At 62.2% G+C, this 6,484-nt stretch carries 2 protein-coding genes; one reads left to right on the forward strand and one right to left on the reverse strand.

Translation table 11 applies throughout. The features are described 5' to 3' along the window. Positions 1-276: 276 nt before the first annotated feature. Positions 277-4,791, forward strand: a complete 4,515-nt coding sequence (locus tag P8R42_06665) for a hypothetical protein (protein MDG2304327.1) — start codon at positions 277-279, stop codon at positions 4,789-4,791. Between the two features lie 251 nt (positions 4,792-5,042). Here P8R42_06665 and P8R42_06670 read toward each other — a convergent pair whose 3' ends face one another. Then, the gene (locus P8R42_06670; protein ID MDG2304328.1) at positions 5,043-6,158 is read right to left on the reverse strand and encodes a glutathione S-transferase family protein; all 1,116 of its coding nucleotides are present in this window, start codon (positions 6,156-6,158) and stop codon (positions 5,043-5,045) included. Between the last annotated feature and the right edge of the window lie 326 nt (positions 6,159-6,484).

Below are 6,484 nucleotides of genomic sequence, written 5' to 3' on the forward strand. Positions count from 1 at the left end.
TGACGCGCCGCGAACAGATCAAGAACAAGACAATGGCTCGTCGTAAGCGACAGAATCTACGCGCCGCGTAGGCGGGCAAACGCGCCGGAAGTGTCCCTTATAAATCAGGCCCACTGATCCAAACGTCTTTGACGACGTACACTGCGGGAGCATCGCACCGAGGGGGCGGAATCAAACTCTTCTTGACGAGCGCCTGAGATCGTGACAGCCAAACAGGTGGTAAACGCAAAGGCCTTATTGAATTAGTGCGCTCGCGACGGGTCACCGGAGCAATTCGTGCGTAAATCCTTCAGCTTCCTCACTCTGTTTTCGACGCTCTTGTGGATTGATGCCACGTCTGCGCTCGCCTTCCGGGCAGAGCCGCCCCCGCCTTACGTGGCTTACCAGCTCAAGAGCCGCGCGGGCTTCTTCCCTGTACCCGGCGTCCACGTGGCGAGTCCTCGAGACGCACGATACTTCGATTTCAAGAAGGTCGAAAGCATCCTGATGCCGGCCGCGGCTCCAGGCGAGGAAGACGCACCTGCGTTGCCCCTGCTTTCCTACAAGCTCAAGGAGGGCAAGCAATGCTCGGACGACGGAGCGTTCTGCGCCTCCAAGCGGGGCTGTTCGAACGAAGCCGTCTGCGCCAAACGGCCTCGCTACGCTCCCGAAACGCTGGAGGTCACCGATGCAAATGCCGCCTTCGTCGCCCTGACCATCAAGCCCGACCACGTCCTCGTTCCGGCTGACGTCGCGACCGATGGGCAGGCATCTCGTCCCGATGCCGGTGCGCTCTCGATGGATGCGTATACCTGCTACCGCGCCAAGGCAGCCGGCCTGCCGCGTCGCAGCACGATCGAACTCGCGGATTCGTTCGAAGTGACGTCGCGGCTGTTCGAGCTGAAGCGTTTCTCACACCTCTGCTTGCCGTCCTCGATCCGTGGCTCGACCGTGCACCGGGGGAAGAGCGCATTGTCGTGCTATGTTGCCAAGCCCGCCAAGGGAGAAGCGATCCACGAACGAATCGAAGCTCTCTCGGTGTTTGCGGATTACCAGGGTTTCGAGGCCGCGACCAGGAAAGAGCGCCGCGTATGCCTCCCCGCGACGATCGGCCCCGAGGTAACGCCGTGGACAGTCGACATCCAGGTCGATGGTGAGCTTTCGGACTGGCCATCGGCCGCGGCGTTTCCCACCGACCAGGGCACCAACTCCATCGGCTGGGACGACGAGAATATCTATGTGTCGGTATCTCACCCGGCGCTCGCCGGCGCGGCCGACGGCATCTCGGTCGTCGTCTACCTCGGCGATGGCAAGAACGGACTGTTGCAGACACCCGTCATCGGGTCTTACGCCGCGCATCTTCCTCGACCGATGTCGCTCGCCCTCCGCTTCGAGCCCGCCGGCGCCGGCCTCGTCGTGGAGACATCCGGCCGGGGCGGGTGGTCCAACTCTCGGACACAGGGCGCCTCGGCAGCATGGGACTCCTCGGACGGGGGTGTCGAACTTTCAATCCCCCGCAGCCTCCTTTCCGAGGCTCCGAATCTTTACGCGCACGTGAGCCTCTTCGACGACCGGCCGGCATCCGAACGAAACTTCGGTGGGACACCACGAGGCTCGGAGGCCGCGACGGAACTGGGCGAGAACCGCTTCGTCTCTCAAGTCATCGGATTCACGCTCGCCGACGACGTACCCCCGATCTCGAACGGTAAAAACTTCGGGTTCGAGACCGCTCCCCCGTGGGTCCCCTTCCCGCAGCCCGCCCCGGCAAGCAACTCGCTGCGCATCGCGACCTTCAACGTCGGGCACCTGGAGATCCCGGTCACCGACGCAGGGCTCATAGCTTACATCGAAGGTGTTGTTCTTGCTAATTGCGCACTTTTTACAGGACCTTTCAATACATACTGCGCAGGGTTAGCAAATCTTGTTGTCTGGCCTATCCTCTACGATAGGGACGATGAGTTCGAGGAAGCCTTCGGGTGGGAGTCCAACGAAGTTCGAGCGAGGGCGATCGCAAAGCAACTTTTGGGCGCCGACCTCGACGTCCTCGTCTTGAACGAGGTCTTCGATGAGAGTGCGGCCGAACAATACGTCAAGTGGCTCAAGGGAAAGTTCCCCTACCGCATCGAGCGCATCCAGCCGAGCTTCGCGCCAAATCCGCTCGACTTCTATGAAGGGATGTCTGACGGGCATTTCGGCGCGTATCGAGCGCAGAACAGCGGGTTGATGCTCTTCTCCCGGTATCCCTTGCGGAGCCTGCAGGGGCCGGGCGCCTTCGTCCCCAACGATACCGAGTACGTCGTGGCGGATCCGGGCGGTACCCAGACACTCTCCGGAGGCCCCAACGGCAAGCTCGCATTCCGGACCTTTGGGAATTGTCGCAAGTCGGACTGCATGGCTGGCAAAGGCGTCGGCCTCGTGCAGATCGAGAAGGCAGACCGGCCGGCGACAATCGTGTTCACGCATATGCAGGCCTCCTATTCGGCCGACAGCCCCCACGACGCCAGTCGGTCCTACAGCATTCGCAGATCTCAAATCGAGGATGTTATGCGAGATCTGATCAAAGTCGTGGATGCACCCGACCCGAATCAGGAGCCCGAAATCTATGCGCTCGGCGACATGAACGTCATCGGCCGGCACCTCGACGGACCACCGCCCGAAGTGAAGGACGCGAACCCCACCGCCCTGAACGCGCACTATGACACCGGCCGGCAGGAGTGGCTCCACCACTTCTGCGGCGATGGGACCGGCGGAGTTGGCGAGCCTTTCTCGTGCGACAACAATGGCTCCCGCGACAGTGCGTTCGATGTAGTTCTTATAGGCGAAACTGGTTTCAACTGCGGGGGCGGCACTGCAGATTCCTGCGACATCCTGAATCTCGTGGATTCCTGGGCATACGATTCTTCGCCGGCCGACCTGGGGCCAACCTTCCCGGCACCGCGCATGGCAGTCGACACGTTCGACCCCGCTTACTGCATCAAGGGTTACGACGGGTGGGCCGAGGACGGCGACGTCCCCAAGGACGACAAGCTCAAATCGCCTCGCTGTTACGGAGAACGACTTGACTTTCTCCTGCACAACAAGCCCGGCGACGAGGGCGAAGAGACCAGCCTCTGCGCGCAGCACATGACCCTCGCTCACAAGTGGTCCACGTTTGGCACAAGGTACACCTCCGACCACCTGCCCGTGCGGGGGGACTTCAACCGTTGGTGGGAGCACTGCCGCCCGGTGGAAGCGGCCGAAGTGACCATCTCCAATGAATCAGCCTCCCCCGACTACTTGCCGCCCGGACAGCCGATCATCATGTGGCCCGGGTCCATGCAGTGGTACAAGATCACAGAAGCTGGCGCGTACTCGCTCGCCGTTGACGGCCCGACCGCGGTCGACTTTGACGTGTATCGCGAGGACGATCTCAGCCGCCCGATCTCTTCGTATCACGGCATGGAGAGCGAATGGGGCACCCGCTATAGCCTGCCGGATCCGCCGTATTTCGTGCGCGTGTTCGCGGTCGACGCTCAGGGGAAACCGGATCGCGCCGCGACCGGCGAATACGGGATCACCATCCACCGGCACATGTGCACCTCTGCGGAGGATGCCTGCACCGTGGTGGCCGGCGGCCACCACGACGCGCTCTGGCCAGATTTCCGTTTTACTTCGTGGGATCCTGCCGATCCGAACTCCTGTCTGAACCAACCCGCGCCATGCTCGGAGCCCGATGCTCTTTGGTTCCTGATCACCTCGTACCGTGACGATGCCGACCTGGTACCGGAAATCCGGTTCCGAACCACGAACGAGTGCCTCCTCGGCGTTCAGGACGGCGAAGGCATGAAGATCGAGGTGCTCGAGCACCTGAACGGTCAACCCGGCGCCATACTCGAGAGGCCCACCGACACGCGCAGCGATTGCCCCAACCAGCCACCGCTTGACGACTGCAACATTGAGGGTTTCGAGCAATCGACTTCCGGATGCGGCGACGACGAGTCCCCGAACTACAACATCGATTCGGCGGGCAACTTCCTGATGACTTGCGGCATGGAAACCCAGGACACGCGGCTCGACGAGGCGGTTCGGCGCGACCAATCCCACACAGGTACGCAGTTTTTTGCCCGCGTCTTGCGCCCTGCCCCCTGGGTGGGAACGCAAACTCCCTTCGCAAAACAATGCAAGCCGTGCAGCGGAACCCTCCTCTGCAGCAACGAGCAGAACCCGGGCGGGGCGCCAAAAGAGACTCGGGAAATGCGTTTCTCGTTCGGCACCGACATGACGTTCTGGTTCCCGCGCCAACTCAGGCTCGTCGACAAGGAGGACGGTTGGCCAGAAGGGCATGACGAGATTCAAGTCCGCGTCCGAGCAGACGCAGTACCAGCGCCCAACTCGTACGATTGCAAAGGCACTGACTATCGGTTCTTCGGGACGGTAGAGGACGAAGGAACAAAGCTTTGGCCGGGCGCCTCGAACTACCGCAAGGCATGGGGATACTTGACTACTCTCGCGGTAGAATTCGCCGAGGATGCGGAACCCAACGACTACTGCGAAAAATATCCCGAATACATCCACGCCGCGGGCGACAAAGAACACCCATCGGATTGCCACAGCCTGTTCGACCACCGGGGCGCCCTCTGCACACTCGATCAATGGACCCGACCTACGGTGCACAAGATGGGGTACAAGGACCCGGGCGACTCCGATCACTATCACTACGAGCTCGTACACTGCGTCGCGCACGAAATGCCCAACTCGGCAACGTGCAGCGAGAGCGACCTGGACGGGTGTTTCACTGTATGTGCCAGCATGGGCCCGAAGGGAGAGTCCTGAGCGACCGCGCTCCGCGTTCCCGCGAGGGGCCGCCAGCGCACCCAAGGGCTGAGGAGGGCGTCTCCCTTGACTAAGAAGACAGAAATGACGACTGGCGCGCGACCTTAAGACCAGAGGCTTTGGTCTGGACGGCAGCCTACATCAAGGACCTTTTTGGCTCAGGCCACCTCTAGCCATCAACTCCCAAACCTTCCGCAGGGAGCTCCCCCCGCCCTACCCGCCCGCGGTGAAGCCGCCGGGCGGGCCAGGTCCTAGAGCCACACCTCCAGATTATTCTCGCGACCAATTCCCCGCGTCAGCCGAAAGTCCAGGACTTCGGCCATCTCGCAACGCTCAAGCAGCTCCAGGACATCAGCCCGCGCGCCCTCGGAAAGCCCGGCGACCTCATCCTGGACCCGCTTCAGCAGGTAGTAGCGATAGGGCTGGGCCAGGGCGTTGACGGTCGTGCCTTCCACGGTGAACGGGGCCAGACCGACACCACGCATCACTTCCGTGCCTGCAGCAAGCGAATCCTGCTGAGCCAACCAGTCGTTGATGCTCTGGGCTGCGGCCTTGGTCTCGGGGACGAAGTCGATCGCCAGCTGCCGTAGGATCTCCACGACGGAGTCCGGAATCCCGTCATCCGCCAGGCACCCCCCCTCCTCTGCTTCGCCGAATTCCCCGCGGTCGTCTTCCAGGCGGTTCATTCGTTCCACCCAGCGATAGAGGTGCGGCGCGCGCGCCTGCATCAACGCAAGCGGTTTCGGATCCCTGCCGAGGTGAGCAAACAGCGGCGCGATCATGCCGAAGTCCCCGATGCACGGCTTTCCTCCCAACAGGTAGGGATGATCTGCGAAGTGCGCGTCCATCTTGTCGAGCAGGCCCTCATAGAGAGACTCCACTACCGCGTACGTCTCGGGCACCACCCCGAACGCGATACCGGCCTCCCGCATCCGCTGCATGAACACGTCGGCCTTGGCCCGCACGTCGGTGGAGATCAGCATCTGGAAATGGATGCGCAGGAACTCGAGGTTCATCTCATCGAAGTTCCACCGATAATGCATGGCGGGCCGCAGCAGGCCCTCTGCACCGACGACATCGAAGAGCAGGCTGAGAACCCTCTGCCGCGGGCTCCGCGGCGCAAAAGGGTGACCACCGGCCGCCTCGAAGTGATCGAGGATGGCGGCACCATCGCGAATCACGGTGCCGTCGACGAGCTCCAAGGTCGGCATGCTCTGTCGCCCCCCGGCTTTCGGCAGCACGCGCTCCTTGAAGTGCTGCGTATTCGGCACGAGCTCCCGGTAGGCGATTCCTGCCTTGACGAGATAACTGCGAACCCGGCCCGTGTAGAGGGAGTGCGGGGCGCCGTAAAGAGTGACTGGCTCCATGCTTCTATCCTTGCAAGAGATCGGCTTGCTGCCGCAAGGGCGCAGGCTCGGATTTCCGGCTTCCCGGTTCGTTGGACACTCAGGCCCCGTGTTCGCGGTCGCCGCCTCGATCGCGCTCGCGCACCGCCACCGCCGCGTGCAGACGGCACCGGACCCTTGTTCGGGTTCAGCTGAAGTTGGACCGAATCGGGGTTTGAAATAAGAGACACTCCCGGCCCAAAGGGAAGGAGAATCCAATGGGTAAGGGAGAGAGTGCAGAGAAGGTCGTCCGCGACATTCAGCGCAAGACGCGACGTCGTTTTTCGGCGGAAGAGAAGATCCGCATC

This window comes from Candidatus Binatia bacterium (assembly GCA_029243485.1).
In the GTDB taxonomy this organism is placed as follows: domain Bacteria; phylum Desulfobacterota; class Binatia; order UBA12015; family UBA12015; genus VGTG01.